This is a genomic window from Burkholderia sp. YHN3-13, from assembly GCF_055810675.1.
Genome location: NZ_JBVVNQ010000007.1, coordinates 243,955 through 270,499, shown reverse-complemented (window position 1 = coordinate 270,499; position 26,545 = coordinate 243,955). Strand labels below are relative to the sequence as shown.

Here is a 26,545-nt window from a genome sequence, read left to right as displayed (position 1 = left end):
TCCTGTTCGATGAAAACAAGGAGACACTGGAGATGAAACGCAGAACGTTCGTAACGCTGGCGGCCGCGGCCGCGGTGGTGATGGGCAGCCCGGTCGCGCACGCGGCCGACCCGGTCAAGATCGGTTTCCTGGTGAAGCAGCCGGAAGAGCCGTGGTTCCAGGACGAGTGGAAGTTCGCCGAAATCGCGGCGAAACAAAAGGGCTTCACGCTCGTGAAGATCGGCGCGCCGTCCGGCGAGAAGGTGATGAGCGCGATCGACAACCTGTCCGCGCAGAAGGCGCAGGGCTTCATCATCTGCACGCCCGACGTGAAGCTCGGGCCGGGCATCGTCGCGAAGGCGAAGTCGCACAACCTGAAGATGATGACGGTCGACGACCGCCTCGTCGACGGCGCGGGCAAGCCGATCGAGTCGGTCCCGCACATGGGGATCTCCGCGTACAACATCGGCAAGCAGGTCGGCGACGGCATCGCGGCCGAGATCAAGAAGCGCGGCTGGGACATGAAGGACGTCGGCGCGATCGACATCACCTACGAGCAGCTGCCGACCGCGCACGACCGCACGAGCGGCGCGACCGACGCGCTGGTGGCCGCCGGCTTCCCGAAGGCGAACGTGATCGCGGCGCCGCAGGCGAAGACAGACACGGAAAACGCGTTCAACGCGGCGAACATCGCGCTCACGAAGAACCCGCAGTTCAAGCACTGGGTCGCGTACGGGCTGAACGACGAGGCCGTGCTCGGCGCGGTACGCGCGGCCGAAGGGCGCGGCTTCAAGGCCGACAACATGATCGGCATCGGCATCGGCGGGTCCGACTCGGCGCTGAACGAGTTCAAGAAGCCGCAGCCGACGGGCTTCTACGGCACCGTGATCATCAGCCCGAAGCGCCACGGCGAGGAAACCTCGGACCTGATGTACACGTGGATCACGCAGGGCAAGGCGCCGCCGCCGCTGACGCTGACGACGGGCATGCTCGCGACGCGCGACAACGTGTCGAAGGTACGCGACGAGATGGGGCTCGCGTCGAAGTAAGCGGCCCGCCGGCTGCCGCGGCGATGCGGCGGCCGGCGGTCGATCGATTTCGGAAGTGGAGAGACGACGTGTCAGCGGCACTGCGTTTTGACAATATCGGCAAGGTATTTCCCGGCGTGCGCGCACTCGACGGCATTTCGTTCGACGTGCAGGCGGGCGAAGTGCATGGCCTGATGGGCGAGAACGGCGCGGGCAAGTCGACGCTGTTGAAGATTCTCGGCGGCGAATACCAGCCCGATGCGGGCAGCGTGCTGGTCGACGGCCAGCCCGTGCAGTTCGCGAATGCGGCCGCGTCGATCGCGGCCGGCATCGCGGTGATTCACCAGGAGCTGCAGTACGTCCCCGACCTGACGGTCGCGGAAAACCTGCTGCTCGGCCGCCTGCCGAACGCGTTCGGCTGGGTGAGGAAGCGCGAGGCGAAGCGCTACGTGCGCGAGCGGCTCGCGGCGATGGGCGTCGACCTCGATCCCGACGCGAAGCTCGGGCGGCTGTCGATCGCGCAGCGGCAGATGGTCGAGATCTGCAAGGCGCTGATGCGCAATGCGCGCGTGATCGCGCTCGACGAACCGACCAGTTCGCTGTCGCATCGCGAGACCGAGGTGCTGTTCAAGCTCGTCGACGACCTGCGCGCGCAGGGCCGCGCGCTGATCTACATCTCGCACCGGATGGACGAGATCTACCGGCTCTGCAATGCGTGCACGATTTTCCGCGACGGGCGCAAGATCGCGTCGCACGAGTCGCTCGGCGACGTGCCGCGCGAACGGCTCGTCGCCGAGATGGTCGGGCGCGAGATTTCGGACATCTACCATTACGCGCCGCGCGCGCTCGGCGACGTGCGGTTCTCCGCCGAAGGCATCGACGGCCATGCGCTGCGCGCACCCGCGAGCTTCTCGGTGCGCGCGGGCGAGATCGTCGGCTTCTTCGGGCTGGTGGGCGCGGGCCGCAGCGAACTGATGCGGCTCGTGTACGGCGCGGACCACCGGCGCGCGGGCGTGCTGACGCTCGACGGCGCGCGCATCGACGTGAAGCGCACCGGCGACGCGATCCGCCACGGCATCGTGCTGTGCCCCGAGGACCGCAAGGAAGAAGGGATCATCGCGATCGCGTCGGTCGCGGAGAACATCAACATCAGTTGCCGCCGCCATTCGCTGCGCGCGGGGCTGTTCATCAACCGCAAGGCCGAAAGCGAAACGGCCGACCGCTTCATCCAGCGGCTGAAGATCAAGACGCCGAACCGGCGCCAGAAGATCCGCTTCCTGTCGGGCGGCAACCAGCAGAAGGCGATCCTGTCGCGCTGGCTGGCGGAGCCCGACCTGAAGGTCGTGATCCTCGACGAGCCGACGCGCGGGATCGACGTCGGCGCGAAGCACGAGATCTACGACGTGATCTACCGGCTCGCGGAGCGCGGCTGCGCGATCGTGATGGTGTCGTCGGAGCTGCCGGAAGTGCTCGGCGTGTCCGACCGCATCGTCGTGATGCGCGAAGGCCGGATCGCCGGCGAGCTGCCGCGCGAACGGGCGAACGAGCACGCGGTGCTGAGCCTCGCGCTGCCGCAGACGAGCGCGGTCGAGGCAGCCTGACGCGACCGGCGACAATCGAATCGAACCTGCGCGGCGCGGGCCGCGCGAAGCAGGAGCAGGAGACACACCATGCAAGTCAACGAAAACCTCGCCAGCGCCGCCGTGAAGCCGACGGCCGACGCGCTGGTTCCACAGCAGGGCGACCGCCAGAAGTGGTGGCAGCACCTGACCGAATACAGCCTGATCGCGATCTTCGCGGTGATGTTCATCACGATGTCGCTGACGGTCGATCATTTCTTCTCGATCGACAACATGCTCGGCCTCGCGTTGTCGATCTCGCAGATCGGCATGGTCGCGTGCACGATGATGTTCTGTCTCGCGTCGCGCGACTTCGACCTGTCGATCGGCTCGACCGTCGCGTTCTCCGGCGTGCTGTGCGCGATGGTGCTGAACGCGACCGACAACACGTTCGTCGCGATCGTCGCGGCGGTCGCGGCCGGCGCCGCGATCGGCTTCGTGAACGGCGCGGTGATCGCGTACCTGCGCATCAACGCGCTGATCACGACGCTCGCGACGATGGAGATCGTGCGCGGGCTCGGCTTCATCGTGTCGAAAGGGCAGGCGGTCGGCGTGTCGTCGGATACCTTCATCGCGCTCGGCGGGCTCACGCTCTTCGGCGTGTCGTTGCCGATCTGGGTCACGCTGCTGTGCTTCATTGCGTTCGGCGTGCTGCTGAACCAGACGGTATACGGCCGCAACACGCTCGCGATCGGCGGCAACCCCGAGGCATCGCGGCTCGCGGGGATCAACGTCGAACGCACGCGCGTCTACATCTTCCTGATCCAGGGCGCGGTGACGGCGCTCGCGGGCGTGATCCTCGCATCGCGCATCACGTCGGGCCAGCCGAACGCCGCGCAGGGCTTCGAACTGAACGTGATTTCCGCGTGCGTGCTCGGCGGCGTGTCGCTGATGGGCGGCCGTGCGACGATCTCCGGCGTCGTGATCGGCGTGCTGATCATGGGCACCGTCGAGAACGTGATGAACCTGTTGAACATCGACGCGTTCTACCAGTACCTCGTGCGCGGCGCGATCCTGCTCGCGGCCGTGCTGCTCGACCAGCTGAAGAACCGCGGCGTACGCGACTGACCGACCGGTTTCCACGGAGACGAACCGCATGACCATCGACACTTCCGCGCTTGGCGCGAGCGCCGCGCGATACGCGCGATACCCGAGCCTCGAGGATCGCGCGGTGCTGATCACGGGCGGCGCGACCGGCATCGGCGCGGCGTTCGTCGAGCACTTCGCCGCGCAGGGCGCGCGCGTCGCGTTCGTCGACCTCGACGCGGCCGCGGGCGCCGCGCTGGCGGACAGCCTCGCGCACGTGCGCCACGCGCCGCTGTTCATCCAGTGCGACCTGACCGACATCGACGCGCTGCGCCGTGCGATCGACGCGATCCGCGCGCGCATCGGCGCGATCGCGGTGCTCGTGAACAACGCGGCGAACGACGCGCGCCACGCGATCGGCGACGTGACGCCCGACGCGTTCGACGCGGGCATCGCGGTGAACCTGCGCCACCAGTTCTTCGCCGCGCAGGCGGTGATCGACGACATGAAGCAGCAGGGCGGCGGCGCGATCATCAATCTCGGCTCGATCAGCTGGATGCTGAAAAACGGCGGTTATCCCGTCTACGTGATGGCGAAGGCCGCCGTGCAGGGGCTCACGCGCGGGCTCGCGCGCGACCTCGGCCCGTTCGGCATCCGCGTGAATTCGCTGGTGCCGGGCTGGGTGATGACCGACAAGCAGCGCCGGCTGTGGCTCGACGACGCGGGCCGCGCGGCGATCAAGGCCGGCCAGTGCATCGACGCCGAGCTGCTGCCGGCCGACCTCGCGCGGATGGCGCTGTTTCTCGCGGCCGACGACAGCCGGATGATCACCGCGCAGGACGTGATCGTCGACGGCGGCTGGGCCTGACCCGTTCGCACCGACCTGCATCGTTTCCTCGACGAAGGAAAGGAGTTCGCCATGACCGCCCCGTCCTCGCACGCATCGTCGTCCACCAGCCAGTCGCGCCGCGCGCGCCTGGCCGCCGCCGCGCAGCCGGTCAGCCCCGGCCCGCAGACGGCCGCGTTCGCGCAGGGCGTCGGCGCCGCGCATGCGGCGGCCGTCACGCTGTCGAACGCGTCGTTGCGGCTCGACGTGCTGCCGCACCTCGGCGGCGGCATCGCGCGCTTCGACTGGCGCGGCGACAACGGCGCGCTGATGCCGGTGTTCCGCCGCTGCGAGCACCCGGAGACGGCGACGGACCCGAACGAGCTCGCGTGTTATCCGCTGCTGCCTTACTCGAACCGGATCGGCGACGGGCGCTTCGAATGCGACGGGCGCAAGATCGCGGTGCCGCGCAACCGCCGCGACGAACCGCTGCCGATCCACGGCGACGGCTGGCTCGCGCCGTGGCAGGTGGACGATGCGACCGGCACGACGCTGCAGTTGTCGCTCGACCGCGCGGGCGGCGCGCCGTATGCGTTCCGCGCGATCCAGTCGTTCGAACTCGACGATGCGACGCTGTCGATCGCGCTGACGATCGAGAACGCGGGGCGCGCGCGGCTGCCGTTCGGGCTCGGCGTGCATCCGTTTCTCGTGCGCGACAGCGTGACCGAGCTGGCCGCGGCGGCCGGCGGGCTGTGGTTGTCCGGCGCCGATTTCCTGCCGGTGCGGCACGTGAGCGTGCCGCCGGCCTGGCAGTTCGGCGTCGCGTATCCGCTGCCGGCCGCGCTCGTCAATCACGCGTTCACCGGCTGGGGCGGCCACGCGACGGTGAGCTGGCCGCGCCGCGGGCTGTCGCTGACCGTCGCGGCGGACGCCGACGCGTACGTGCTCTACACGCCGCCGGGCGAGGATTTCTTCTGCTTCGAGCCGGTCGATCATCCGATCAATGCGGTGAACCTGCCGGGCGGCGCGGCCGCGCACGGGATGACGCTGCTCGCGCCCGGCGAGCGCCTCACGCGGCGCTTCGCGTTCACCGTCGAACGCGCCGATGCACGCGGCCATGCCGCGACACGCGAGGGACGCCGGCGACGCGGGTAAAATACGCGGTCTACCAACGGTTTGCCGCGAGTACCCGCCATGTCTTCCCCGCTTACTTTCATCGAATCGCTGCGCGCCGCGTGGCAGCGCACCGACTCGCTGCTGTGTGTCGGCCTCGATCCCGAGCCGTCGCGCTTTCCCGTGCAGTTCGACGGCCAGCCCGACGCGATCTTCGAATTCTGCCGGCAGATCGTCGACGCGACCGCGCCGTACGCGAGCGCGTTCAAGCCGCAGATCGCCTACTTCGCCGCGCATCGCGCGGAAGACCAGCTCGAGCGCCTGATCGCGCACATCCACCTCCAGCATCCGGGCCTGCCCGTGATCCTCGACGCGAAGCGCGGCGACATCGGCAGCACGGCCGAGCAGTACGCGCGCGAAGCGTTCGAGCGCTATCGCGCGGACGCCGTCACGGTGAACCCGTACATGGGCTACGACTCGGTCGAGCCGTACTTCGAGCACGAAGGCAAGGGTGTGATCGTGCTGTGCCGCACGTCGAACCCGGGCGGTTCCGACCTGCAGTTCCTCGAAACGGGCGGGGCCGGCCATCCGGGCCGGCCGCTGTACCAGGTCGTCGCCGACCTCGCGGCGAACAAGTGGAACGCGAGGAACGGCCAGCTCGGCCTCGTGGTCGGCGCCACGTTCCCGAAGGAAATCGAGATCGTGCGCGGGATCGTCGGCGACATGCCGCTGCTGATCCCCGGCATCGGCGCGCAGGGCGGCGACGTGCAGGCGACCGTCAGCGCGGGCCGCACGGCCGACGGCACCGGCATGATGATCAACTCGTCGCGCGCGATCCTGTACGCGAGCAAGGGCGAGGACTTCGCCGAAGCCGCGGCGCTCGCCGCGCAGAAGACGCGCGACACGATCAACGCGCATCGCTGACATGCCGGCCGCCCGTTCGGGCGGCCACCGGCCGCGCCCGCGCCCGCGGGCCGCGCGCCTTCATCGCGTGTGTGCCGCGCTGGCGCACACGAACAACTTCCCGTCGCTTCCGCACCGCATGCCCGCCGTTCATTCGCGCGATGCTGCCGCTTGTCATCGATCTGTAACGAAAATGTCAAGAAAGGGAGTGACGCCATGCCCAAGCTGTCCCGCCGTGTCCTGAGCGCGTTCGCCGCATCGTGGTGCATGACGTTCGCCCATGCGGCGGACCTGTCGCACTGGCCGGCCGACAGCGCGAAGGCGCTGAACGCGATGATCGCCGCGCACGCGCACCGCGGCGACTACGCGGTGTTCGACGCCGACAACACGACCTACCGCTACGACCTCGAGGAATCGCTGCTGCCGTACCTCGAGAACCACGGCGTGCTGACGCGCGACACGCTCGACCCGTCGCTGAAGCTGATCCCGTTCAAGGATTCCGCCGACTACCGGGAGTCGCTGACGAGCTATTACTACCGGCTGTGCGAGATCGACGACCTCGTCTGCTACCCGTGGATCGCGCAGGCGTTCGCCGGGCAGTCGCTCGCCGACCTGAAGCGCCACGTCGACGCGATGCTCGCCGACGGCAAGCCGGTTCCGGTCCGCTACTGGCAGGGCGACAAGGTGGTCGACGGCACGGTGAACCCGCCGCGCTTCTTCCGCGGCATGCAGGAGCTGTACACCGCGCTGCGCGAGAACGGCATCGACGTCTACGTGATGACGGCCGCGCACGAGGAGCTCGCGCGGCTCGTGCTGTCCGACCCGAAGTACGGCTACCACGTGAAGCCGCAGAACGTGATCGGCGTGACGACGCTGCTGCGCAACCCGGCGACCGGTGCGCTGACGACGTCGCGGCTGCAGATCAAGGCCGGCAAGTACGACGAGGCGGCGAACCGCAGCCTGGTGATCACGCCGTTCCTGATGAACCCGATGACGTGGTACGAAGGCAAGCTCGGTTCGATCGTCGGCTGGATCGACCAGTGGAAGAAGCCGGTGCTGGTCGCGGGCGACACGCCGGCGTCCGACGGCTACATGCTGCTGAACGCGACCGACGTCGCGCGCGGCGGCGTGCGCGTGTGGGTCAACAAGAAGGACAAGCAGATGACGCAGATCCGCGCGTGGTCGGCCGAATCGGCCGCGAAGCAGAAATCGCTCGGCCTGCCGGTGACGGCGGACAAGAACTGGATCGTCGTGAAGCCCGACGCGATCCAGTAAGCGGCAAGCGGGGCGCGTCGCGCGCCCCGGCCCGGTCAGCCTTCGCGCTCGTCGAGCAGCTTCAGCAGCCCGCGCAGCGCATGCGCGGCCGCCTGCGTGCGGATCTGCTCGCGGTCGCCCTTGAACACGAGCGTCTCGACGTCGGTATGCAGCCGGTTGCTCCAGCCGAACGACACGGTGCCGACCGGCTTCTTCTCGCTGCCGCCGGCCGGGCCGGCGATGCCCGTGACGGACAGCGCGACCTGCGCGCGGCTGTTGCGCAGCGCGCCTTCGGCCATCGCGCGCGCGACGGGCTCGCTGACGGCGCCGTGCTTGTCGATCAGGTCGGGCGGCACGCCGATCATCTCGATCTTGGCCTGGTTCGAGTACGTGACGAACCCGCGCTCGAACCACTGGCTGCTGCCGGAAATGTCGGTGATCGCCGCGGCGATCATCCCGCCGGTGCAGGATTCGGCGGTGGCGAGCGTCAGGTGCTCGTCACGCAGCTTGTTGCCTGCGCGGATCGCAAGCTGATGGACGACGGAATCGGTTGGCATGCGCGTCGGGATACGGGAGTCGGGAAATCGGTCAGCCGACGACGGAGCGCCACAGGGCGATCACGAGCAGCGTCATGAACGCGGCGACCAGGTCGTCGGCCATGATGCCGAGCCCGCCTTTCAGGCGGCGGTCGAAATAGCGGATCGGCGGCGGCTTGAGCATGTCGAAGAAGCGGAACGCGACGAACGCCCACAGCTGGCCGATGAAGGTCGCCGGCGTGACGAACAGCATCACGAGCCAGATCGCGACGATCTCGTCCCAGACGACGGCGCCCGGATCGGACCTGCCCGTCTTCCTCGCGGTGAAACCGGTGATCCACGTGCCCGCCGCGAAGCCGACGGCGATCAGCGCCCACCATTCGGGCACCGTCAGGTAGCGGTTGAGCACGACGAACGTCAGCCAGCCGAACAGCGAGCCGAACGTGCCGGGCATGATCGGCGCGAGCCCGCTGCCGAAACCGAGCGACACGATGTGCGCCGGGTGCGACAGCATGAAGCGCGCGGTCACGCGCTGCGGCGCGTCGGGTGCGGCGCCGGTCTCGGCCGCGGCAGGCGCGGGCGTCGGGTCAGTCTGCATGGAAGTGGTCGAAGCCGTGCAACGTGAGAGCGAGGGGCGCGCCGGCGGCGTCGTGCCACGCGATCGCGGGGAGCGCCGACGGCGCGGACAACGCGCGTATTGTACCGATTCGCGTGACCGGCACGCCGGCCGTTGCGCCGGCCGCCTCGACCGCCGCGCGGGCCGCGGCCGGCGCGGTGAAGCACAGTTCGTAGTCGTCGCCGCCCGCCAGCGTGCAACGGCGCTGCACGTCGGGCGGCAGCGTCGCGAGCGCGGCCGAGCGCGGCACCGCGTCGGCGTCGATCTCGGCGCGCACGTTCGAACGCGTCAGGATGTGCTGCAGGTCGCCGGCGAGGCCGTCGGAGAGGTCGAGCGCCGCGTGCGCGACGCCCGCGAGCGCCAGGCCGAGCGCGATGCGCGGCTCGGGCCGCTCGAGCGCGCGCCGGAACGCGGCCGCTTCGGCCGCGCCGGCCGCCCATTCGCCGCGCGCGACGCCGAGGCCCGCGCGGGCGTCGCCGAGCGTGCCGGACACCCACACGTCGTCGCCGTCGCGCGCGGCGTCGCGCCGCAGCGCCGCGTCGGGTGCGACTTCGCCGAACACGGTCACGCACAGGTTCAGCGGCCCGCTCGTCGTGTCGCCGCCGATCAGCTCGCAGCCGTAGCGCTCGGCGAGCGCGAACAGCCCGTTGCTGAAGGCCTCGAGCCACGCCGCGTCGGCGCGCGGCAGCGCGCAGGCGAGCGTGAACGCGCGCGGTTCGGCGCCCATTGCCGCGAGATCGGACAGGTTGACCGCGAGCGTCTTGTGGCCGAGCGCGTCGGGCGCGACATCGGGAAAGAAATGGCGGCCTTCCACCAGCATGTCCGTCGAAATGGCCAGCAATTTCCCGGATCGCGGCGTGATCAGCGCGCAATCGTCGCCGATCCCGAGCGTCGACGCGCGCGCCCCCTGCGCGGCGCGGCGCGTGAAGAAGCGTTCGATCAGCGAAAACTCGGAGAGGGCGGCTGGCACGTCGGGCGATCCGGAACGGTTGAAGGAACGGCATTGTACGAGGCGAACGGCGGCGCTTCTGCACCATCCGGTACATTTTTGTCGCGGCTGTTGCACCCGAATCGCAGGTCTGGCGGCCGATGATTGGCGCTACAATGCCGTCGAACAGTTATTCTAATCCGCCCGTCACGAGACACATGTCCACCCAAGCCTCCTCCAAAGCCAAGCTCCGCGAAGCCGCACTCGACTATCACGAATTCCCGACGCCCGGGAAAATTGCGATCGCCCCGACCAAGCAGATGATCAACCAGCGCGACCTCGCGCTCGCGTACTCGCCGGGTGTGGCGTACGCGTGCGAGGAGATCGTCGAGAATCCGCTCAACGCCGCGCGCTTCACCGCGCGCAGCAACCTGGTCGGCGTCGTCACGAACGGCACGGCGGTGCTCGGTCTCGGCAACATCGGCCCGCTCGCGTCGAAGCCGGTGATGGAAGGCAAGGCCGTGCTGTTCAAGAAGTTCGCGGGCATCGACGTGTTCGACATCGAGCTGAACGAGTCGGACCCGCACAAGCTCGTCGACGTGATCGCCGCGCTGGAGCCGACCTTCGGCGGGATCAACCTGGAAGACATCAAGGCGCCGGACTGCTTCATCGTCGAGCGCGAAGCGCGCAAGCGGATGAAGATCCCGGTGTTCCACGACGACCAGCACGGCACCGCGATCGTCGTGGCCGCGGCCGTCACGAACGGCCTGAAGGTCGTCAACAAGGACATCAAGAAGGTCAAGCTCGTCGCCTCGGGCGCGGGCGCGGCGGCGCTCGCGTGTCTCGACCTGCTGGTCGACATCGGCCTGCCGCTCGAGAACATCACGGTGACCGACCTGGCCGGCGTGGTCTACAAGGGCCGCACCGAGCTGATGGATCCGGACAAGGAGCGTTTCGCGCGCGAAACCGACGCCCGGACGCTGGCCGAAGTGATCGACGGCGCGGACATCTTCCTCGGCCTGTCGGCGGCGGGCGTGCTGAAGCAGGAGATGGTGAAGGGCATGGCCGAGCGTCCGCTGATCCTCGCGCTCGCGAACCCGACGCCGGAAATCCTGCCCGAAGCGGCGCTCGAAGTGCGCCCCGACGCGATTCTCGCGACCGGCCGCACCGACTACCCGAACCAGGTCAACAACGTCCTGTGCTTCCCGTTCATCTTCCGCGGCGCGCTCGACGTCGGCGCGACGACGATCACGCGTGAAATGGAGATCGCGGCCGTCAACGCGATCGCCGAGCTGGCCCAGCACGAGCAGAGCGACATCGTCGCGACCGCGTACGGCATCCAGGATCTGTCGTTCGGGCCCGAATACCTGATCCCGAAGCCGTTCGATCCGCGCCTGATCGTGAAGATCGCGCCGGCCGTCGCGCAGGCCGCGATGGACGGCGGCGTCGCGACGCGCCCGATCGAGGACATGGAAGCCTACAAGCAGCACCTGCAGCAGTTCGTGTATCACAGCGGCACGACGATGAAGCCGATCTTCCAGATCGCGCGCGCCGCGTCGGAAGAGAAGAAGCGCGTGGTGTTCGCGGAAGGCGAGGAAGAGCGCGTGTTGCGGGCCGTTCAGATCATCGTCGACGAGAAGCTGGCCAGGCCGATCCTGATCGGCCGCCCGTCGGTGATCGAGCACCGTATCCAGCGCTACGGCCTGCGCCTGACGCCGGGCACCGATTTCACGGTCGTCAACACCGAGCACGACGAGCGCTACCGCGACTTCTGGCAGACGTACTACAAGATGATGGCGCGCAAGGGCATCAGCGAGCAGCTCGCGCGCGTCGAGATGCGCCGCCGCACGACGCTGATCGGCTCGATGCTGGTGAAGAAGGGGGAAGCGGACGGGATGATCTGCGGCACGATCAGCACCACGCACCGCCACCTGCACTTCATCGACCAGGTGATCGGCAAGCGCCCGGGCTGCAGCGTGTACGCGGCGATGAACGGCCTCGTGCTGCCGGGCCGCCAGATTTTCCTCGTCGACACGCACGTGAACGTCGATCCGACCCCGGAGCAACTGGCCGAGATCACGATCATGGCGGCAGAGGAAGTGCGCCGCTTCGGCATCGAGCCGAAGGTCGCGCTGGTGTCGCACTCGAATTTCGGCACGAGCAACGCGCCTTCGGCGAAGAAGATGCGCGATACGCTCGCGATCCTGCAGGAAACCGCGCCGGAGCTGAAGGTCGACGGCGAAATGCACGGCGACGTCGCGCTCGACGCGGCGCTGCGCAAGGAAATCCTGCCGGAATCGACGCTGGAAGGCGAAGCGAACCTGCTGATCCTGCCCAACATCGACGCCGCGAACATCGCGTACAACCTGCTGAAGACGGCCGCCGGCAACAACATCGCGATCGGGCCGATCCTGCTGGGCGCCGCGCAGCCGGTGCACGTGCTGACCGAATCGGCGACCGTTCGCCGCATCGTCAACATGGCGGCGCTGCTGGTCGCCGACGTGAACGCGGCGCGCTGAGCCAAAACGAACGCGCCAGGCCGGTCGAACCGGCGTGGCGCGTCGGGAAAATTGTAAACAAAAGCAAAAAGAGGCGTGCCCGCAACGGGCACGCCGCCGGGCAGGGCGCAAACGCGCTTCCCGCAAGCAACAAGCAGCATCTCTCCACTCCAGACAGCGAGCGCGGCAGGGAGGCAGGTCCTGCCAACAGCGAGATGCCATCCGGATTTTATCCTATGTAAGATAAATGTAGTGTAATTTCGGTAAGAAATGCGCGATTCCGGGTATCACGACGCTTTCGATTCCCAAACGGACATTGATTCGCGCGGCCAATAACGCTACGCTAACGCCTTTGTTGGTCGTCAACTACTTGATTTAACAGCGGGAACCCTGGTTCATGGCACGCAAGTGGCTCCGCAACGGCGCGCTCGCGTCCGTCTTCGCGATGTTCGCGATGGGTATCGTCGGCACGCCGACGGGCAGTCTGGTTTCCGCCGCTTACGCACGGGAGGCCGTTCCGGCCGACGTGGCCGCCAGCGGGCTCGATACGATTCCGGTTGCCAGTCTTCCGCGCGAGGCCGTGACCACGCTGGGCCTGATCGGCGCGGGCGGCCCCTATCCGTACGAGAAAGACGGCGTCGTATTCGGCAACCGCGAGCGGATCCTGCCGAAGGCGAAGCGCGGCTACTACCATGAGTACACGGTGCCGACGCCGCGTGCCCGCAATCGCGGGGCGCGCCGGATCGTCTGTGGCGGGCCCTTGCGCCGGATCGACAACTGTTACTACACGGGCGACCACTACAACAGTTTTAAACGTATTGTTGAATGACTTCGGGACGAATGGCATGAGCGACTCCATCTACGCGCACGATACGGCGGCGGCGGATCTGTTCGCTGCCGGCGACGGCAATCTGTTTCAGCGCGTGATCCAGCTGCACGCGGCGGCGCAGGCTGGCAGCACGCCGGAGCAACAGGAAGCCGAACCCGGGCTTTCATCGAACGAGGAGCCTATGAGCCTTTTCACGACCGTGCGACCCAATCTCGTGCAGTCGATCCGCGCGTTCCGCGTGCAGGATCTCGCCGACGAAGCCACCCGGCTCGGCCAGCACTTCCTGTTCGCGTATTGCGGCGCCGCGCAGTCGAAGCAGGAAGTGATGGAAACGATCGCGACGTCGTTCCTGTTCCCGAAGCATTTCGGGAAGAACTACGATGCACTGTACGACTGCCTGACCGACCTCGTCGCGAAGGCCGGCGCGCAGCCCGGTTTCGTGATCGTTCTCGAAGGGCTGCCGATCGCGCAGAAATTCGACAAGGAAGGGCGCGAGACGCTGCTCGACGTGTTCCGCGAGGCGGCCGAGTTCTGGGCCGAGCGCAAGGTCGCGTTCCGCGTGTTCTACTCGTTCGCGTAAGCACGCACCGGCCCGCGGCCGATCCGGCAGGAAGCCCGCCTCGAGCGGGCTTTTTTGCGCCTGCGCGATGCGTCCGGGCCGGTGCGCGCGCCGCTTGCCGACATCTGCCTTTCATCCGGCGCCGTTTTTCGGGACAATCCGGTCGGCCTGGCTGTGGCAGCCGCCGCACCGGGTGCGTACAACAAACCATCGAGAGAGGGCTGTCTTCCCATGAATATTTCCCGTTCCGCACGCGCCGTCGTGCTGCCCCTGCTGGTCGCGGCCGGCGCCGCGCATGCCGCACCGCTGACGCCCGAGCAGACCGTCGACCTTTACATCGGCGCGCTCGTCAACGGCGACGTGTCGAAAGCGCGCGAATTCAACGACGCGGTTCGTGAGAGCTACAGCGGCAAGGACGCGCTCGACATCGGCGTGCTGTCGACGATGGGCGAGTCGATGCGCAGGGACATGGCCGACGGGATACTGGCGCCGATGCCGCCGAAGGCCAGTGCCGCGTTGCGTCCGTCGGTCGAGAGCATGGCCGCCGCGTATCAGCGCGCGCTCAATCGCTCGACATGCAAGACGACCGGGTCATCGCAGCAACCGAACCCGGACGTCGAGGGCGCGACGATCGCGACAGTCGAATTCGCGTGTCGCGTGGCCGATGCGGGGCCAGGCGCGAAGGCGCTGGAGGCGAAGCTGGGGCCGAATCGGCGCCTGAAGAGCGAGGCGGCGCGCATTGCGTCGCTCAAGACGATCTTCTCGGGCATCGCGCAGGTGCTGGACGATGCACCGGTGACGCATCCGGTGGCGGGCAAGATCGACATCTACAGCCTCAAGGAAGGCGGCTGGACGACCGGTAGTCCGGGAGACGTGCTGACGCCGGTGGTCGACGCGTTGTCCGATTCGATGCCGCACGGCTCGTCGAGCGACAAGTAACGTGCGACGAACCGCGGCGTCCGCGTCGCGTGCGAGCGGGGAAGGGCCGTGCTGCCTCGCGGCGGCACACCCTGCTCGTCACCACCCGCCCCAACGCGCGGCCAGCGCCGCGAGCACGGCCGCGCCGGCCGTTTCGGTGCGCAATACGCGCGGCCCGAGCGACAGCGCGGTGAAGCCGCGGGCGCGCGCCGCGTTTTCCTCGTCGGGCGACAGCCCGCCTTCGGGGCCGATCAGCAGCGTGACGGCGGCGGCGGGCGGCGTGCCGGGCAGCGACGCGAACGGGATGCTCGCGCGCGGCGACAGCAGCAGCCGCAGTTCGCCGTCGGCCGGTGCGGCCGGCAGCGCGTCGAGCCACGTATGGAAGCCGGCGACCGGCGCGACGTCGGGCACACGGTTGCGTCCGCACTGCTCGCACGACGCACGCACGACGCCGCGCCAGTGCGCGACGCGCTTGTCCGCGCGTTCGCCGGACAGCTTCACGACGCCGCGCGCGGTCGACAGCGGCACGACCGCCGCGACGCCAAGCTCGACGGCCTTCTCGATCACCCAGTCCATCTTGTCGCCGCCGGCGATTCCCTGCGCGAGCGTCACGCGATAGGGCGGCTCGGCTTCGGCCGGTTCGAACGTTTCGATCTGCGCGATCGCGTTGCGCTTGTCGATCTCGACGAGCCGGGCGCGGTACTGGCCGCCGGTGCCGTCGAACAGCGCGAGCACGTCGCCCGGCCGCAGGCGCAGCACCTGGGCGTGGCGCGCGACGTCGGCCGGCAACGCGAGCGTGGCGTCGGCGCGCAACGCGGCGTCGACGAAAAAGCGCGGCACGGCCGCGGTGGTGGTGGCTTCGTTCATGCGTGTTGCGGTGTCGGTCATGCGTCGAGACGGTGTCCAAGCGCCCATCGGTAGCCGTCGAGATCCTCGATCTGCGCGAAGCGGTCGCCCCAGAACTGGTCCTGCGGCGCGCTCAGCGATTTCGCGCCCGCGTCGAGCGCGCGCTGCCAGGTGGCGTCGACGTCGTCGACATACAGATAGAAGGATTGCGGCGCGGTCATGTTCGCGCTTCTCGGCGTGAGCGCGGTCGAGCCGAACGCGCCTTCGGGCGCGAACATCACGATCAGCTGGCCGCGGTAGGTCATCTCGACGTGCATGATCGCACCGTCCTCGTCGTGCACGTCGCGCAGCGCGAAGCCGAAGGCGGCCTTGAAGAAATCGATGGCCGCGCGCGCGTTGCGTACGGCCAGGTAGGGCGTCAACCAAGGCACGTTGGCCGGACGTGGATCGGTCATGAAAATCTCCTGTGGGACCAGGTGGGCGCTGCATCCGGGTCATTCCGGTTCCGCGTTTCGCACGGCGAACCATGCGCAACCCCACGGGAAAAACGGAACGATGCGGCCGCCCGGACGCTCAGCGGCGAACGCCCAGTGTATCGCGCAGCGCGCGCGGCAGGGCAAAGAGGGACGCATGCAACCGCGCATCGTAGTAGCGCAGGTCGTGGACGCGGCGGGCCGCGAGGCGATCGTCGATGTCGTGCGCGAACAGCGCGGCCGCGTCGAGCGTGTCGCTCGCGATCGCCATCAGCCACTGCGAGCCGTACAGCGGCACGTGCGCGGACAACGGATCGACGACCGCGAAGCTCGCGCGCAGGTCGTCGAGCAGCGCGGCGATGCGCGCGGCGTGGAATATCGGCGAGCCGAGGTGCATCGAAATCGCGCCGCACGGCGTGAGAATGCGCTTGAGGCGTGCGTAGAACGCACGCGTGTAGAGGCCGGCCGCCGGCGAATCGGGCGGCGTGAGATCGAACACGACGAGATCGAAATGCTCGACGGTCGACTCGACGAAGTGCGCGGCGTCGCCGATCACGACCTCGACGCGCGGGTCGTCGAGCGCGCCCTGGTGCACGTCGTCGAGATAGCGGCGCGCCATCCCGACCACCTCGTCGTCCAGCTCCGCGATCACGATCCGCTCGATGCACGCGTGCTTGAGCAGCTGGCGGGCCGCGCCGCCGTCGCCGCCGCCGAGCACGAGCGCCTTCTTCGGCGACGGGTGCGCGAGCGCGGCCGGGTGCGTCATGCACTCGTGATACACGTACTCGTCGCCGACCGACGTCATCGGCCGGCCGTCCAGCGTGAACAGGCGGCCGAGCTGCGGGGTTTCCCAGACCTCGATCTGCTGGTGCGAGGACGCGACGCGCGCGAGCCGCCGGGCATTCGGGAAGCCGTAGGTGGCGTGGGGCGTAGGGTGGAAGAGAAGCGTGGTGCTCACGGGCGGACCCTTGGGGCAGGCAGTTCCGACGTCTGAATTATAGGAGGCGGGCGGTTCGACGGAAAACCGTGCCGGAACACTACGCGCCGACAAGGGAAATGTCAGCCCATCTGTTAAAATGACGAGCTTTGCAGCCCCGTCCGTAGGCTCCGTCCGCTTCGCGTCCGTCAGGCGCCGCACCACGCGCCGGGAACGATCGACGCTCGCGCTTCCGGATGCCGCCGTGCCCCCGTTTCCTCGACTCGTTCTCCGGACTCGACATGACGACTTCGTCTCCCGCCTCCACCACCCTGATGGCCAACGCGATCCGTGCGCTCGCGATGGACGCCGTCCAGCAAGCGAACTCCGGTCACCCCGGCATGCCGATGGGCATGGCCGAAATCGGCGTCGCGCTCTGGTCGCGCCATCTGAAGCACAACCCGACGAACCCGCACTGGGCCGATCGCGACCGCTTCGTGCTGTCGAACGGTCATGGCTCGATGCTGCTGTACTCGCTGTTGCACCTGACCGGCTACGACCTGCCGATGGAAGAGCTGAAGAACTTCCGCCAGCTGCACTCGAAGACGCCGGGCCACCCGGAATACGGCATCACGCCGGGCGTCGAGACGACCACCGGCCCGCTCGGCCAGGGCCTCGCGAACGCGGTCGGCATGGCGCTCGGCGAAGCGCTGATGGCCGACGAGTTCAACCGTGACGGCGCGAAGATCGTCGATCACCACACGTACGTGTTCCTCGGCGACGGCTGCCTGATGGAAGGCATCTCGCACGAAGCCTGCTCGCTCGCCGGCACGCTGAAGCTGAACAAGCTGATCGCGCTGTACGACGACAACGGCATCTCGATCGACGGCGACGTCGTGAACTGGTTCCACGACGACACGCCGAAGCGTTTCGAAGCGTACGGCTGGAACGTGATCCCGAACGTGAACGGCCATGACGTCGACGCGGTCGACGCGGCGATCGCGAAGGCGAAGCTGTCGGACAAGCCGACGCTGATCTGCTGCAAGACGGTGATCGGCCAGGGCGCGGCCACGAAGGCCGGCGGCCACGACGTGCACGGCGCGGCGCTCGGCGCGGAAGAAATCGCGAAGACGCGCGAAGCGCTCGGCTGGAAGTGGGAGCCGTTCGTGATTCCGCAGGAAGTCTACGCGGCATGGGACGCGAAGGAAGCCGGCAAACGCGCCGAAACCGAATGGGACGCGACGTTCGCCGCCTATCGCGCGAAGTTCCCGGCGGAAGCCGCCGAATTCGAGCGCCGGATGGCCAACAAGCTGCCGGCCGACTGGGCTGAAAAGGCCGCGGCGATCATCGCCGGCGCGAACGAGCGCGCCGAAACGGTCGCGACCCGCAAGGCGTCGCAGCAGGCGATCGAAGGCCTGGCCGCCGCGCTGCCCGAACTGCTCGGCGGCTCGGCCGACCTGACCGGCTCGAACCTGACCAACTGGAAGGCGTCGAAGGCGGTCCGCGCGAATCCGGAAGGCCCGGGCGTCGTGCTGGGCAACCACATCAACTACGGCGTGCGCGAATTCGGCATGAGCGCCGCGATCAACGGCCTCGCGCTGCACGGCGGCCACAAGCCGTTCGGCGGCACGTTCCTGACGTTCTCCGACTACAGCCGCAACGCGCTGCGCGTGGCCGCGCTGATGAAGGTGCCGTCGATCTTCGTGTTCACGCACGATTCGATTGGCCTCGGCGAGGATGGCCCGACGCACCAGTCGATCGAGCACGTGTCGAGCCTGCGCCTGATCCCGAACCACGACGTGTGGCGTCCGGCCGACACGGTCGAGACGGCCGTCGCGTGGACCCACGCGGTCGCCGCCGACCGACCGTCGAGCCTGATCTTCAGCCGCCAGAACCTCGCGTTCAACCCGCGTACCGATGCGCAGATCGCGAACATCGAGAAGGGCGGTTACGTGCTGAAGGACTGGGACGAAGAGATCGTCGCGCGCAAGATCATCCTGATCGCGACGGGCTCGGAAGTGGAACTCGCGATGAAGGCCGTCGAGCCGCTCGCGCAGCAGGGTATCGCGGCCCGCGTCGTGTCGATGCCGTCGACCAACGTGTTCGACCGCCAGGACGCCGAATACCGTGAGCGCGTGCTGCCGCACGGCGTGCGCCGCGTCGCGATCGAAGCGGGCGTGACGGCCTTCTGGCACAAGTACGTCGGCCTGGAAGGCGGCGTCGTCGGGATCGACACGTTCGGCGAATCGGCGCCGGCCGGCGTGCTGTTCAAGTACTTCGGCTTCACCGTCGAGCACGTCGTCGAGACCGCCGAGGCCGTACTGGCCTGACAACATACGCGACGCGCGCCACCCGTCGCGCGCGTCGCACCGTGAAGCTGCACGAAACGAATTTTTTCAGCCATCAGGAGATAGACCATGACGATTCGCGTCGCAATCAACGGCTACGGCCGTATCGGCCGCAACACGCTGCGCGCGTTTTATGAAAACGGCAAGAAGCACGATCTCGAGATCGTCGCGATCAACGACCTGGGCGATGCGAAGACCAACGCGCACCTGACCCAGTACGACACCGCGCACGGCAAGTTCCCGGGCGAAGTGTCGGTCGACGGCGACTACCTCGTCGTGAACGGCGACAAGATCCGCGTGCTGGCGAACCGCAACCCGGCCGAACTGCCGTGGGGCGAGTTGGGCGTCGACGTCGTGATGGAATGCACGGGCTTCTTCACGACGAAGGAAAAGGCGAGCGCGCACCTGAAGGGCGGCGCGAAGAAGGTCATCATCTCGGCGCCGGGCGGCAAGGACGTCGACGCGACGATCGTCTACGGCGTGAACCACGACGTGCTGAAGGCCGAGCACACCGTCATCTCGAACGCATCGTGCACGACGAACTGCCTCGCGCCGCTCGTCAAGCCGCTGAACGACAAGATCGGCCTCGAAACCGGCCTGATGACGACGATCCACGCATACACGAACGACCAGGTGCTGACGGACGTCTATCACGAAGACCTGCGCCGCGCGCGTTCGGCCACGCACAGCCAGATCCCGACGAAGACCGGCGCGGCGTCGGCCGTCGGCCTCGTGCTGCCGGAACTGAACGGCAAGCTCGACGGTTACGCGATCCGCGTCCCGACGATCAACGTGTCGATCGTCGACCTGTCGTTCATCGCAAAGCGCGACACGACGGTCGAGGAAGTCAACGCGATCATGAAGGAAGCATCGGAAGGCGCGCTGAAGGGCATCCTCGGCTACAACGACGCACCGCTGGTGTCGATCGACTTCAACCACAACCCGGCTTCGTCGACGTTCGACGCGACGCTGACCAAGGTGTCGGGCCGTCTCGTCAAGGTGTCGAGCTGGTACGACAACGAGTGGGGTTTCTCGAACCGCATGCTGGATACCGCTGTCGCATTCGCGAACGCGAAGTAATCCCGCACGTTGCGCGGCCGCCGCGACGCGGCCTGCGCGGCGAACGAGCCCGGCCGGTTTTTCCGGTCGGGCTTTTTTGTTGCCGCGTTCGGTGGCTCACGCCGCGGTCACCTGCTCGAGCGCGGCGGCGAACGCACGCTTCAGCGGGCTGTCGAGATCGGTCCACGCGAGGCCGATGCCGGTGCGGTGCCCGGCCAGGTCGAGCGGCCGCGCGAGCACGTTCGGCGGCAGCGCGCTCGCGGCTTCCGCCGGGATCAGTCCGATCCCCATGCCCGCCGCGACGAGCGCGAGCATCGTCGTGAATTCGCCGAACTCCTGGGCAATCTCGAGCGTCGTGCCCGCGCGGCTCAGCGCGAGCAGCATGTCGTCGTGAAAGCCGGGCGCGTAGCGGCGCGCGAGCACGAACACCGGCCGGCCGCGCAGCGCGGCCGGCGGGATCGGGTCGTGCACCGCGAGCGGATGATCGAGCGGCAGCGCGACGACGAAGCCTTCTTCCAGGATCACGCGCGTGTCGATGCCCGCATACGCGGCCGGCAGCCGGATCATCCCGAAATCGATCCGCCGGTCGCGCAGTGCGGCGATCTGGTCGGGCGTCGGCATGTCCTTCAGGTCGAGCGCGATCAGCGGATAACGCTCGCGCATCGTGCGCAGCACGGCCGGCAGCACCGCGGGCAGCACCGACGACACGAACGCGATCCGCAGCGTGCCGATTTCGCCGCGGCTCGACAGCCGCGCCATCTGCTCCGCGCGCGCGGCCTGCTGCAGCGTGGCGCGTGCTTCGGGCAGGAACACGCGCCCGGTGTCGCTCAGTTCGACCTTGTGCCGGTCGCGCTCGAACAGGCGCGCGCCGAGTGCTTCCTCGAGTGCCTTGATCTGCATGCTCAACGCGGGTTGCACGATGCACAGGCGCCGCGCGGCGCGCCCGAAATGCAGCTCTTCCGCGAGCGTGACGAAGGCGCGTAATTGCTTGAGTTCCATGGTCGGCGGGCCCCCGTGGGCGGTAATCAGATTTCATGATAACCGGATCAAAAACAAGCATTGGCGCGGGGCCCGGCCGCCGGTGGAAGATAACGTCGACGCGAGACCGGCCGCGACGGGCAGCCGGCTCCCCTGAGATGAGGAGACATCGATGACCCACGCGCTTGACCGGTTCCGCCTCGACGGCCGCCGCGCACTGATTACCGGCTCCGGACGCGGGATCGGGCTGACGCTCGCCCGCGGACTCGCGGAAGCCGGCGCGGCGATCGTCATCAACGATCGCAATGAGGAGAAGGCCGCGACGCTCGCGCGCCGTTTCCGCGACGAAGGCTTCACGGCCGACCATGCGGTGTTCGACGTGGCCGAGCACGCGCAGGTGCGCGCGGCGATCGACGATGCCGAGGCGCGCATCGGCGCGATCGACATCCTCGTGAACAACGCGGGCATCCAGCGCCGCGCGCCGCTCGACACGTTCGATCCGGACGACTGGCATGCGCTGATGCGCGTGAACCTCGACGGCGTGTTCAACGTCGCGCAGGCCGTCGCGCGGCACATGATCGCGCGCGGCCACGGGAAGATCATCAACATCTGCTCGGTGCAGAGCGAACTCGCGCGGCCGACGATCGCGCCGTATGCGGCGACCAAGGGCGCGGTGCGGATGCTGACGAAGGGGATGTGCGCCGACTGGGCGCGCCACGGCATCCAGGCGAACGGCCTCGCGCCCGGCTATTTCGAAACCGAACTGAATCGCGCGCTGGTCGACGACGCGGCGTTCTCGGACTGGCTGTGCAAGCGCACGCCGGCCGGTCGCTGGGGGCGCGTCGACGAGCTGTGCGGCGCGGCGATCTTTCTCGCGTCGGCCGCCTCCGATTTCGTGAACGGCCAGACGCTGTTCGTGGATGGTGGCCTGACCAGCGCCGTTTGACGAGAGGAGAGGGTCATGCGTATGCGTTGCATGTGTGTGGTGATCCACGGGCCGAACGACCTGCGGGTCGAGGAGCAGGACGCGGGCGAGATCGGCCCGGGCCAGGTGCGCGTCGACGTCGCGATGGGCGGCATCTGCGGCTCCGACCTGCATTACTTCCGGCATGGCGGCTTCGGCGCGATCCGGCTGCAGCAGCCGATGGTGCTCGGCCACGAGGTGGCCGGCACGGTCGCGGAGGTCGCGCCGGACGTGACGTCGGTGAAAGTCGGCGACCGCGTCGCGGTCAATCCGAGCCGGCCGTGCGGCGCGTGCCGCTACTGCCTCGAAGGGCTGCCGAACCAGTGTCTCGACATGCGCTTCTACGGCAGCGCGATGCGCATGCCGCACGTGCAGGGCGCGTTCCGCAACGCGCTCGTATGCGACGCCGTGCAGTGCGTGAAGGTTGCCGATCACGTGCCGCTGTCGCTCGCGGCGCTCGCCGAGCCGTTCGCGGTCGGGCTGCATGCGGTGTCGCGCGCGGGCCCGCTGATCGGCAAGCGGGTGCTCGTGTCGGGGTGCGGGCCGATCGGCGTGCTTGCGGTCGCGGCCGCGCGCGTGCACGGCGCGACGGAGATCGTCGCGACCGACGTCGTCGAGGCGCCGCTGGCGGTGGCCAGTGCGCTCGGCGCCGACCGCACGATCAACGCGGCCGCCGATGCCGGCTGGGTCGCGCGTTACGCCGCCGACAAGGGCACGTTCGACGTGATGATCGAGTGTTCGGGCAATGCGCGGGCGCTGCGAGACGGGCTGGACGTGATGCGGCCGCGCGGTGTCGTCGTGCAGCTCGGGCTCGGCGGCGACGTCAGCCTGCCGCAGAACGTCGTGGTCGCGAAGGAGCTGTCGATCTGCGGATCGTTCCGCTTCCACGCGGAATTCGCGCTCGCGGTGCAGCTGATCAATGCGGGGCGCGTCGACCTGCGGCCGGCCGTCACGCGCGTGTTCCCGATGCGCGATGCGAATCTCGCGTTCGAACTGGCCGGCGACCGGCAGCGCGCGATGAAGGTGCTGATCGATTTCGCGGGCGAGACCGCGTGACGGCGCGGCGCTGACCCGCGACGGCCTCGACGCCGTCGCCACGAGGCACGCCCGCGATTCGCGCGGCGTGCCTCGGTCGTCGTATCGCGGAAACGGAGGATCGCGTTACGGCGTGACCTGCCGCGTGCCGACACGCTGCGAGGCGAGCCACAGCGCGATCAGCACCCCCGACAGCGCCGCGCCCGCGATGCACACGCCGCGCCAGCGGGCGATGCCGTACGCGACGCTCGCCGCGAACGACCCGAGCGCGCCGCCGATGAAGTAGCTCGTCAGGTAGATCGTCGTCACGCGGCTGCGCGCGTTCCCGGCCAGCGCGTAGATCACGCTCTGGTTCGAGATGTGCATGCCCTGCACGCCGACGTCGAGCAGCAGGATGCCCGCGATCAGCGCCGCGAGCGAATGCGCGCCGGCCGCGATCAGTGCGAACGACGCGAGCACGGCCGCGGCGAACAGCCCCGTCGCCGCGTTGCCGTGGCCGCGATCGACGAGCCGGCCGGCCGACGTCGCCGCGAGCGCGCCCACCGCGCCGACGACGCCGAACAGGCCGATCCGGCCTTCGGAATAGCCGTACGGCGGCTGGCTCAGCAGGAACGTGAGGCCCGTCCACAGCAGGCTGAAGCACGCGAACACCAGCGCGCCGTAGGTCGAGCGCAGCGCGATCAGCGGTTGCGCGCGCACCAGCGCGACGAGCGACTTCATCAGCGCCGCATAGTCGACGCGCGTGTCGCGGCGATCCTGCGGCAGCTTCACGGCGAGCACGCCGGTCAGCGCGAGCACCATCACCGCGGCGATGCCGTACACCGCACGCCAGCCGAACCCGTCGGCGATCGCGCCGGCCGCGACGCGCGCGAGCAGGATGCCGAGCAACAGGCCGCTCATCACGGTACCGACCGCGCGGCCGCGCGAGCGCGCGTCGGCGAGCGATGCCGCGAACGGGACGAGCAGCTGCGTCGAGCAGGTGACGAAGCCGACCGCGACGTTCGCGACGACGAACGTCGTGAAATTGGTGCTGACGGTCACGGCGGCCAGCGCGACGACGTTGAGCATCAGCAGCCGCACGATCAGCGTGTGGCGGTTGACCGCGTCGCCGAGCGGGACGATCAGCAGCAGGCTCGCCGCATAACCGAGCTGCGTCAGCGTGACGAGATAGCCGAGCTCGGCCGGCGCGCGGCCGAAGCTGCGCGCGATCGCGGCGAGCAGCGGCTGCGCATAATAGATGTTGCCGATGACGATGCCGCACGCGCAGGCGAACAGCAGCGTCATGCCGCGGGTCAGCGGAGGATGGTTGTCGTGATGCGGTTCCATGGTCGTGAAAAAACGGCGGCGCCGGCCGGCGGCACGGGGCCGTCGGTTGCGCGGGGTGACGGAAATCGGGGCCGGTGTGACGGATCGGCGGTGGGCCGATGCGCGCCGGGCGGATCGCGGCCGGGCCCGGATCGGGCGCGCGGCGGATCGTCGTGCGGCGGGCGCAGGCAGGGCGGGCCCGGGCGGGCCGCTCCGGTGCGGACAGGTGCGAGGCACGGGAACGGATGTGCGTATGATGCGGGAATCGCTCCATAGCGTCCAAGACTGGATCGTTATGGTATTCATTGGTGAAACCAATACGTTGGCCGCGATGCTTCTTCGCCACATCCGCTATTTCCTGGCCGTCGCCGAGCAACGCAGTTTCACGCGCGCGGCCGATGCGCTGCACGTGTCGCAGCCCACGCTGTCGCAGCAGGTGCGCCAGCTCGAGGACACGCTCGGCGTGCAGCTGTTCGACCGCTCGGGCCGCACGGTGCGGCTCACCGAATTCGGCGAAGTCTATGCACGCCATGCGCGCGCCGCGCTGCACGAGCTCGATGCGGGGCAGCGCGCGCTGCACGACGTTGCCGATCTCGGTGGCGGGTCGCTGCGGCTCGCGATGATGCCGACCTTCGCGGCCTACCTGAGCGGCTCGCTGATCGACGGTTTTCACACCGATTACCCGAACGTCGCGCTGACGATCGACGCGATGCCGCAGGCGCGCATCGAGGCGCTGCTCGCCGACGACCGGCTCGACGCGGGTTTCGCGTTCATGCCGCCGCGCGCGCCGGACATCGACGCGCTGCCGCTGTGGGACGAGCCGCTCGCGCTCGTGACGGGCCGCACGCACCGTCTCGCGCGGCGCCGCCGCGCGCTGACGCCGGCCGAGCTCGGCGGCGAGCCGCTGGTGCTGCTGAGCCGCGCGTTCGCGACGCGCGAGCGCATCGACCGGTACTTCATCGAGCATGGCGCGCGGCCGACGATCGCGATCGAGACGAATACGATCAGCGCGGTGCTGGAGCTCGTGCGATGCGGCCGGCTTGCGACGGTGCTGCCCGATGCGATCGCGCGCGAGAGCGGCGAGCTGTGCGCGCTGGAGATCGATCCGCCGCTGCCGGCCCGCACGGCCGCGCTGCTCACGCGCAAGGGCGCGTACCGCAGCGTCGCGGCGCGCGCGTTCACCGAGCGCGCGCTCGCGTTCCGCTATCCGTCGGGCGGGTGACCGGGACGCCCGGGCCGTTTGGGAACCGGGGGCGCGTCAGGCGCCGGGCGTCGGGAAGAAGATGCCTGCGCGCTGCGCGGCGTTCGCGATGTGCGTTTCGATCGCGGTGCCCGCGGCGGCCGCATCGCGCGCGATCAGCGCGTCGACGATCGCGCGGTGCTCGTGCCACGTCGACAGCAGCAGCTCGCGCCGGTAGAACGGCATGCGCTGGCTTTCCTTCATGATGTCCGCGCTGCTGCGCAGCACCGATTCGATCGCCGCGTTGCCGGCCAGATGGATGATCCGCATGTGGAAGTCGAAGTCGAGCTGCGACGCTTCGTCGATCGCGTTGTCGGTCAGTGCGACGTGCAGGTCGGCGAGGTTGTCCTCGAACCATGCGATGTCGGCGTCGCTGACGACGCGCGCGGCCATCCGCGCGGCGAACCCTTCGAGCGCATAGCGCATCTGGTACGTATCGGGCGGCGACGACTGTTCGGAGAACTGCCACGGATGCGCGGCCGACGCCTGCGCGCTTTCGACATACACACCCTTGCCCGCCCGGATGCGCAGCATCCCGAGCGCCTCGAGCGTCGACAGCGCCTCGCGCAGCGACGCGCGGCTGATTTCCAGCTCCTCGGAGAGCTGGCGCTGGGCCGGCAGCAGGCTGCCGACCGGATAAACGCCTGCCTCGATCCGGTCGCGGATCGTCGCGATGGCGGCGTCGGTCACGGTATGCGGAACGTTTTTCATGGTGTGGACTTTGGCCGGTCTGACCGGCATTGTAATCC

At 68.6% G+C, this 26,545-nt stretch carries 25 protein-coding genes; 16 read left to right on the top strand and 9 right to left on the bottom strand.

The window, feature by feature from the left end:
• Nucleotides 1–32 precede the first annotated feature (32 nt).
• The 7 genes from AC0KUR_RS18700 (at nucleotide 33) to AC0KUR_RS18670 (ending at nucleotide 7,769) form a co-directional block, all read left to right on the top strand.
• Nucleotides 33–1,028 (top strand): arabinose ABC transporter substrate-binding protein, encoded by a 996-nt coding sequence (locus AC0KUR_RS18700; protein ID WP_049030988.1) that lies wholly within the window; start codon nucleotides 33–35, stop codon nucleotides 1,026–1,028.
• A gap of 68 nt (nucleotides 1,029–1,096) precedes the next feature.
• The gene (gene araG / locus AC0KUR_RS18695; protein WP_343727926.1) at nucleotides 1,097–2,608 is read left to right on the top strand and encodes an L-arabinose ABC transporter ATP-binding protein AraG; all 1,512 of its coding nucleotides are present in this window, start codon (nucleotides 1,097–1,099) and stop codon (nucleotides 2,606–2,608) included.
• 69 nt (nucleotides 2,609–2,677) lie between these two features.
• Nucleotides 2,678–3,694 (top strand): L-arabinose ABC transporter permease AraH, encoded by a 1,017-nt coding sequence (gene araH, locus AC0KUR_RS18690; protein ID WP_034186402.1) that lies wholly within the window; start codon nucleotides 2,678–2,680, stop codon nucleotides 3,692–3,694.
• Nucleotides 3,695–3,722: 28 nt separating this feature from the next.
• Complete coding sequence (locus AC0KUR_RS18685) at nucleotides 3,723–4,520, top strand: SDR family NAD(P)-dependent oxidoreductase (protein WP_473376283.1); 798 nt, start codon at nucleotides 3,723–3,725, stop codon at nucleotides 4,518–4,520.
• Between the two features lie 51 nt (nucleotides 4,521–4,571).
• On the top strand, nucleotides 4,572–5,633 hold the full coding sequence (locus tag AC0KUR_RS18680; RefSeq protein ID WP_034186404.1) for an aldose 1-epimerase: 1,062 nt from the start codon (nucleotides 4,572–4,574) through the stop codon (nucleotides 5,631–5,633).
• A 39-nt stretch (nucleotides 5,634–5,672) separates the two neighbouring features.
• Entirely contained in the window at nucleotides 5,673–6,515 is an 843-nt protein-coding gene (gene pyrF / locus AC0KUR_RS18675) for an orotidine-5'-phosphate decarboxylase (RefSeq protein WP_034186405.1), read from the top strand.
• A 195-nt stretch (nucleotides 6,516–6,710) separates the two neighbouring features.
• Nucleotides 6,711–7,769, top strand: a complete 1,059-nt coding sequence (locus AC0KUR_RS18670; protein WP_473376282.1) for a haloacid dehalogenase-like hydrolase — start codon at nucleotides 6,711–6,713, stop codon at nucleotides 7,767–7,769.
• Nucleotides 7,770–7,804: 35 nt separating this feature from the next.
• Here AC0KUR_RS18670 and AC0KUR_RS18665 read toward each other — a convergent pair whose 3' ends face one another.
• The 3 genes from AC0KUR_RS18665 to thiL are packed head-to-tail and all read right to left on the bottom strand — an operon-like array spanning nucleotide 7,805 to nucleotide 9,870.
• Nucleotides 7,805–8,305 (bottom strand): CinA family protein, encoded by a 501-nt coding sequence (locus tag AC0KUR_RS18665; RefSeq protein ID WP_034186407.1) that lies wholly within the window; start codon nucleotides 8,303–8,305, stop codon nucleotides 7,805–7,807.
• Nucleotides 8,306–8,336: 31 nt separating this feature from the next.
• Nucleotides 8,337–8,882 (bottom strand): phosphatidylglycerophosphatase A family protein, encoded by a 546-nt coding sequence (locus tag AC0KUR_RS18660; RefSeq protein WP_034186408.1) that lies wholly within the window; start codon nucleotides 8,880–8,882, stop codon nucleotides 8,337–8,339.
• Nucleotides 8,872–9,870, bottom strand: coding sequence for a thiamine-phosphate kinase (gene thiL / locus AC0KUR_RS18655; protein WP_473376281.1), 999 nt, complete (start codon nucleotides 9,868–9,870; stop codon nucleotides 8,872–8,874). The genes AC0KUR_RS18660 and thiL overlap by 11 nt, the downstream gene beginning before the upstream one ends.
• Nucleotides 9,871–10,004: 134 nt before the next feature.
• Here thiL and AC0KUR_RS18650 point away from each other — a divergent pair, with 134 nt between their 5' ends.
• From AC0KUR_RS18650 to AC0KUR_RS18635, 4 genes are all read left to right on the top strand, one after another.
• Nucleotides 10,005–12,347 (top strand): NADP-dependent malic enzyme, encoded by a 2,343-nt coding sequence (locus tag AC0KUR_RS18650; protein WP_473376280.1) that lies wholly within the window; start codon nucleotides 10,005–10,007, stop codon nucleotides 12,345–12,347.
• 376 nt (nucleotides 12,348–12,723) lie between these two features.
• Nucleotides 12,724–13,155, top strand: coding sequence for a guanyl-specific ribonuclease (locus tag AC0KUR_RS18645; protein WP_034186411.1), 432 nt, complete (start codon nucleotides 12,724–12,726; stop codon nucleotides 13,153–13,155).
• Between the two features lie 16 nt (nucleotides 13,156–13,171).
• A complete protein-coding gene (locus tag AC0KUR_RS18640; RefSeq protein WP_034186412.1) occupies nucleotides 13,172–13,735 on the top strand; it encodes a barstar family protein in 564 nt (187 codons plus the stop codon).
• Between the two features lie 210 nt (nucleotides 13,736–13,945).
• Nucleotides 13,946–14,653 carry a hypothetical protein gene (locus tag AC0KUR_RS18635; RefSeq protein ID WP_049028426.1) on the top strand — a complete coding sequence of 236 codons (708 nt, stop codon included), beginning with the start codon at nucleotides 13,946–13,948 and terminating at the stop codon, nucleotides 14,651–14,653.
• Nucleotides 14,654–14,731: 78 nt separating this feature from the next.
• On the opposite strand, the gene AC0KUR_RS18630 is transcribed toward AC0KUR_RS18635, so the two are convergent.
• From AC0KUR_RS18630 to speE, 3 genes are all read right to left on the bottom strand, one after another.
• On the bottom strand, nucleotides 14,732–15,499 hold the full coding sequence (locus tag AC0KUR_RS18630; RefSeq protein ID WP_226227360.1) for a 16S rRNA (uracil(1498)-N(3))-methyltransferase: 768 nt from the start codon (nucleotides 15,497–15,499) through the stop codon (nucleotides 14,732–14,734).
• Nucleotides 15,500–15,516: 17 nt separating this feature from the next.
• On the bottom strand, nucleotides 15,517–15,933 hold the full coding sequence (locus AC0KUR_RS18625) for a VOC family protein (protein WP_034186414.1): 417 nt from the start codon (nucleotides 15,931–15,933) through the stop codon (nucleotides 15,517–15,519).
• A gap of 118 nt (nucleotides 15,934–16,051) precedes the next feature.
• Nucleotides 16,052–16,909: a polyamine aminopropyltransferase gene (gene speE, locus AC0KUR_RS18620; RefSeq protein WP_059558038.1), complete on the bottom strand. Its 858-nt coding sequence runs from the start codon at nucleotides 16,907–16,909 to the stop codon at nucleotides 16,052–16,054.
• Nucleotides 16,910–17,124: 215 nt separating this feature from the next.
• Between speE and tkt the strand changes: the two genes are divergently transcribed.
• Complete coding sequence (gene tkt, locus AC0KUR_RS18615) at nucleotides 17,125–19,197, top strand: transketolase (RefSeq protein WP_473376279.1); 2,073 nt, start codon at nucleotides 17,125–17,127, stop codon at nucleotides 19,195–19,197.
• Between the two features lie 87 nt (nucleotides 19,198–19,284).
• Entirely contained in the window at nucleotides 19,285–20,295 is a 1,011-nt protein-coding gene (gap, locus tag AC0KUR_RS18610) for a type I glyceraldehyde-3-phosphate dehydrogenase (RefSeq protein WP_006485712.1), read from the top strand.
• 96 nt (nucleotides 20,296–20,391) lie between these two features.
• Here gap and AC0KUR_RS18605 read toward each other — a convergent pair whose 3' ends face one another.
• Nucleotides 20,392–21,273 carry a LysR family transcriptional regulator gene (locus AC0KUR_RS18605; protein ID WP_473376278.1) on the bottom strand — a complete coding sequence of 294 codons (882 nt, stop codon included), beginning with the start codon at nucleotides 21,271–21,273 and terminating at the stop codon, nucleotides 20,392–20,394.
• Nucleotides 21,274–21,424: 151 nt separating this feature from the next.
• Between AC0KUR_RS18605 and AC0KUR_RS18600 the strand changes: the two genes are divergently transcribed.
• Together AC0KUR_RS18600 and AC0KUR_RS18595 are read left to right on the top strand one after the other, a co-directional pair.
• A complete protein-coding gene (locus AC0KUR_RS18600) occupies nucleotides 21,425–22,198 on the top strand; it encodes an SDR family NAD(P)-dependent oxidoreductase (protein WP_034186418.1) in 774 nt (257 codons plus the stop codon).
• Between the two features lie 15 nt (nucleotides 22,199–22,213).
• A complete protein-coding gene (locus tag AC0KUR_RS18595; protein WP_034186419.1) occupies nucleotides 22,214–23,272 on the top strand; it encodes an L-idonate 5-dehydrogenase in 1,059 nt (352 codons plus the stop codon).
• 105 nt (nucleotides 23,273–23,377) lie between these two features.
• Here AC0KUR_RS18595 and AC0KUR_RS18590 read toward each other — a convergent pair whose 3' ends face one another.
• The gene (locus AC0KUR_RS18590) at nucleotides 23,378–24,577 is read right to left on the bottom strand and encodes an MFS transporter (RefSeq protein WP_473376277.1); all 1,200 of its coding nucleotides are present in this window, start codon (nucleotides 24,575–24,577) and stop codon (nucleotides 23,378–23,380) included.
• Nucleotides 24,578–24,887: 310 nt separating this feature from the next.
• On the opposite strand from AC0KUR_RS18590, the gene cynR reads away from it, so the two are divergent.
• The gene (cynR, locus tag AC0KUR_RS18585; protein WP_473376276.1) at nucleotides 24,888–25,778 is read left to right on the top strand and encodes a transcriptional regulator CynR; all 891 of its coding nucleotides are present in this window, start codon (nucleotides 24,888–24,890) and stop codon (nucleotides 25,776–25,778) included.
• Between the two features lie 36 nt (nucleotides 25,779–25,814).
• Here cynR and AC0KUR_RS18580 read toward each other — a convergent pair whose 3' ends face one another.
• Nucleotides 25,815–26,537: a FadR/GntR family transcriptional regulator gene (locus AC0KUR_RS18580; protein WP_175029127.1), complete on the bottom strand. Its 723-nt coding sequence runs from the start codon at nucleotides 26,535–26,537 to the stop codon at nucleotides 25,815–25,817.
• Nucleotides 26,538–26,545 lie beyond the last annotated feature (8 nt).

Bases quoted from the DNA above. Each gene is read 5' to 3' on its own strand.
- AC0KUR_RS18640 (WP_034186412.1), top strand. From the start codon at position 13,172: ATGAGCGACTCCATCTACGCGCACGATACGGCGGCGGCGGATCTGTTC.
- cynR (WP_473376276.1), top strand. From the start codon at position 24,888: ATGCTTCTTCGCCACATCCGCTATTTCCTGGCCGTCGCCGAGCAACGC.
- AC0KUR_RS18625 (WP_034186414.1), bottom strand. From the start codon at position 15,933: ATGACCGATCCACGTCCGGCCAACGTGCCTTGGTTGACGCCCTACCTG.
- araH (WP_034186402.1), top strand. From the start codon at position 2,678: ATGCAAGTCAACGAAAACCTCGCCAGCGCCGCCGTGAAGCCGACGGCC.
- AC0KUR_RS18595 (WP_034186419.1), top strand. From the start codon at position 22,214: ATGCGTATGCGTTGCATGTGTGTGGTGATCCACGGGCCGAACGACCTG.
- pyrF (WP_034186405.1), top strand. From the start codon at position 5,673: ATGTCTTCCCCGCTTACTTTCATCGAATCGCTGCGCGCCGCGTGGCAG.
- AC0KUR_RS18635 (WP_049028426.1), top strand. From the start codon at position 13,946: ATGAATATTTCCCGTTCCGCACGCGCCGTCGTGCTGCCCCTGCTGGTC.
- AC0KUR_RS18590 (WP_473376277.1), bottom strand. From the start codon at position 24,577: ATGGAACCGCATCACGACAACCATCCTCCGCTGACCCGCGGCATGACG.
- AC0KUR_RS18630 (WP_226227360.1), bottom strand. From the start codon at position 15,499: ATGAACGAAGCCACCACCACCGCGGCCGTGCCGCGCTTTTTCGTCGAC.
- AC0KUR_RS18680 (WP_034186404.1), top strand. From the start codon at position 4,572: ATGACCGCCCCGTCCTCGCACGCATCGTCGTCCACCAGCCAGTCGCGC.
- AC0KUR_RS18670 (WP_473376282.1), top strand. From the start codon at position 6,711: ATGCCCAAGCTGTCCCGCCGTGTCCTGAGCGCGTTCGCCGCATCGTGG.
- AC0KUR_RS18645 (WP_034186411.1), top strand. From the start codon at position 12,724: ATGGCACGCAAGTGGCTCCGCAACGGCGCGCTCGCGTCCGTCTTCGCG.
- gap (WP_006485712.1), top strand. From the start codon at position 19,285: ATGACGATTCGCGTCGCAATCAACGGCTACGGCCGTATCGGCCGCAAC.
- AC0KUR_RS18605 (WP_473376278.1), bottom strand. From the start codon at position 21,273: ATGGAACTCAAGCAATTACGCGCCTTCGTCACGCTCGCGGAAGAGCTG.
- AC0KUR_RS18650 (WP_473376280.1), top strand. From the start codon at position 10,005: ATGCCGTCGAACAGTTATTCTAATCCGCCCGTCACGAGACACATGTCC.
- tkt (WP_473376279.1), top strand. From the start codon at position 17,125: ATGCCGCCGTGCCCCCGTTTCCTCGACTCGTTCTCCGGACTCGACATG.
- AC0KUR_RS18660 (WP_034186408.1), bottom strand. From the start codon at position 8,882: ATGCAGACTGACCCGACGCCCGCGCCTGCCGCGGCCGAGACCGGCGCC.
- AC0KUR_RS18685 (WP_473376283.1), top strand. From the start codon at position 3,723: ATGACCATCGACACTTCCGCGCTTGGCGCGAGCGCCGCGCGATACGCG.
- AC0KUR_RS18600 (WP_034186418.1), top strand. From the start codon at position 21,425: ATGACCCACGCGCTTGACCGGTTCCGCCTCGACGGCCGCCGCGCACTG.
- AC0KUR_RS18700 (WP_049030988.1), top strand. From the start codon at position 33: ATGAAACGCAGAACGTTCGTAACGCTGGCGGCCGCGGCCGCGGTGGTG.
- AC0KUR_RS18665 (WP_034186407.1), bottom strand. From the start codon at position 8,305: ATGCCAACCGATTCCGTCGTCCATCAGCTTGCGATCCGCGCAGGCAAC.
- AC0KUR_RS18580 (WP_175029127.1), bottom strand. From the start codon at position 26,537: ATGCCGGTCAGACCGGCCAAAGTCCACACCATGAAAAACGTTCCGCAT.